We start from the raw sequence: 1803 nt of genomic DNA, 5'->3' as shown, positions 1-1803 counted from the left end.
AGAAGTGTCAACCATGTCCCCGAACGCCTGTTAGCTATCTCCCCGGTACAAACACAGGGGAGGGTGGGGAAAGAGAGAAGGCTGCCCTTTCTACCCCCCGAACCCCTCGCCCATCGGCATCACGCGCACGCCCTTGCGCAGGCGTTTGTAGGGGAGTTTCGACAGGTCGGCGATGTTGGGGCCGGGGCTCTCGACGACCAGCACTTCGCGCGCCATCGGCCCGAAATCGGCGCGGAAATGGACCGAGCTTTTGACAACAAGAATGGCGAGATTGGCCGGCTCGATGCCGGTGTGGCGCAGCATTTCGCGATCCGCACACTGAGCCTTGCGCGAGGCGACGACCACCTCGACGCCGCCGATGCGGAGCCGCGCCGTGACTCCAAGCGACATGCGTGAGCCGCCGTAAAACGGACCGGTCGCCAGGAACGCGCCATCGGTGACGCGCACCACCTCGAATTCGGCTTCGATGGGCTTTTCGCCGGGCGCGCCACCGGTCCTGGCGCCGAGCGCGAGGCGGACGCGCGCGCCCTCGCCCGCCTGTGCCGCCGTCCCGGCGCTTTCGGGATCGTAGAGCACGCCCAGCGCGGCACGCGGCGCGTCCTGCGCGATCAGCTCGGCGAGAATACCGATCGTGTCGCCATTGCCGCCGGCGCCGGGATTGTCCTGCGTGTCGGCCAGCACGATGGGACCGTGGCCGCCCGCCGCATTGGCGATCGCATAGGCGACGGCCTCGCGCGCGCTCCAGAGTTTTTCGCGGAAACGCGGCTCGGCGGCTGCGACTTCGGCGGCCAGCGCATCCGCCGCTTCGTCGGCGGCCGCTTGCGTATCGGCATAGGCGATGACGGCCGGCCCGCAATCGGCAATGTCGACCGGCGGAAAGCCGGTGGTGAAGGAGGCCGAACTGACGCGGCCATTGCCGCGCATCTGGCCTTCGATCTTTGCCAGATGCGCATAGAGATGCTGCGCCGGTTCGATCAGCGTGCATTGCGAAGTGAGCGGGATCAGATAGTCGAGCTTGCGCATCGCCTTTGCCTGGCGCGGCAGGCCGGCAAAGAGCGCATCGAGATGCGCGGCGGCGCGCGCTCCGGTTTCGGCCATGTCGACATGCGGATAGGTGCGGTAGCCGATCAGCGCATCGGCCTCGCCCACCATTTGCGGCGTTACATTGGCGTGGAGATCAAGGCTGGCGACCAGCGGAATATCGGGGCCGATGGCGGCGCGGACGCGCGCCAGCAATTCGCCCTCGCCGTCGTCGAAATGTTCGGTGACCATGGCGCCGTGAAGATCGAGATAGACGGCATCGAACGGCGCCGAGCCGTCCAGCGCGTCGAGCATCATCGCGGCGATGCGCTCGAAGGCATCTTCGGTCACATGCGCGGACGGCGTCGCCGAACACCAGACCAGCGGCAGAAGCGTGTGGCCGGCTTTCGTTGCGGAATCGATGAAGCCGGCGACCGGCACATTCATGCCGCTGAAGCCGGTCAGCAGCGCCGGCCCGCTTTGCAGTTCGGGCCATGAATCGGCCTGCGCAAAAGCCGCATAGTCGGCCTTGGACGGCGCAAACGTGTTGGTCTCGTGCTGGAAGCCGCCGACGGCGATGCGCATGTGCCTAGTTCCGTTTCTTCACTATGGGCGCATGGCGCAAACCCGGCCACCACGACTCTGCGAATGATGCAGTGAGAAACCAAAAACACAAGTGTCATCCCGGCACTTGTTGCCGGGACCCAATCCACGCCTCAACAAGCCGGGAGGCCAATGGGTCCCTGTGTGTTGGGGATGTGTCAGGATGGGTGCGGGCGGGAG

General features: G+C 66.1%; 1 protein-coding gene. It reads right to left on the bottom strand.

The genetic code is table 11. From position 1 onward, the window contains the following. Positions 1 to 90: 90 nt before the first annotated feature. The gene (locus tag AAC071_RS16635) at positions 91 to 1605 is read right to left on the bottom strand and encodes a M81 family metallopeptidase (RefSeq protein ID WP_339834810.1); all 1515 of its coding nucleotides are present in this window, start codon (positions 1603 to 1605) and stop codon (positions 91 to 93) included. Between the last annotated feature and the right edge of the window lie 198 nt (positions 1606 to 1803).

It is taken from the genome of uncultured Parvibaculum sp. (genome assembly GCF_963975745.1).
Classification (GTDB): Bacteria; Pseudomonadota; Alphaproteobacteria; order Parvibaculales; family Parvibaculaceae; genus Parvibaculum.
The sequence above is the reverse complement of the archived record's forward strand: the minus strand, read 5'-3'. Positions and strand labels throughout refer to the sequence as shown.

Bases quoted from the DNA above. Each gene is read 5' to 3' on its own strand.
- AAC071_RS16635 (WP_339834810.1), bottom strand. From the start codon at position 1,605: ATGCGCATCGCCGTCGGCGGCTTCCAGCACGAGACCAACACGTTTGCG.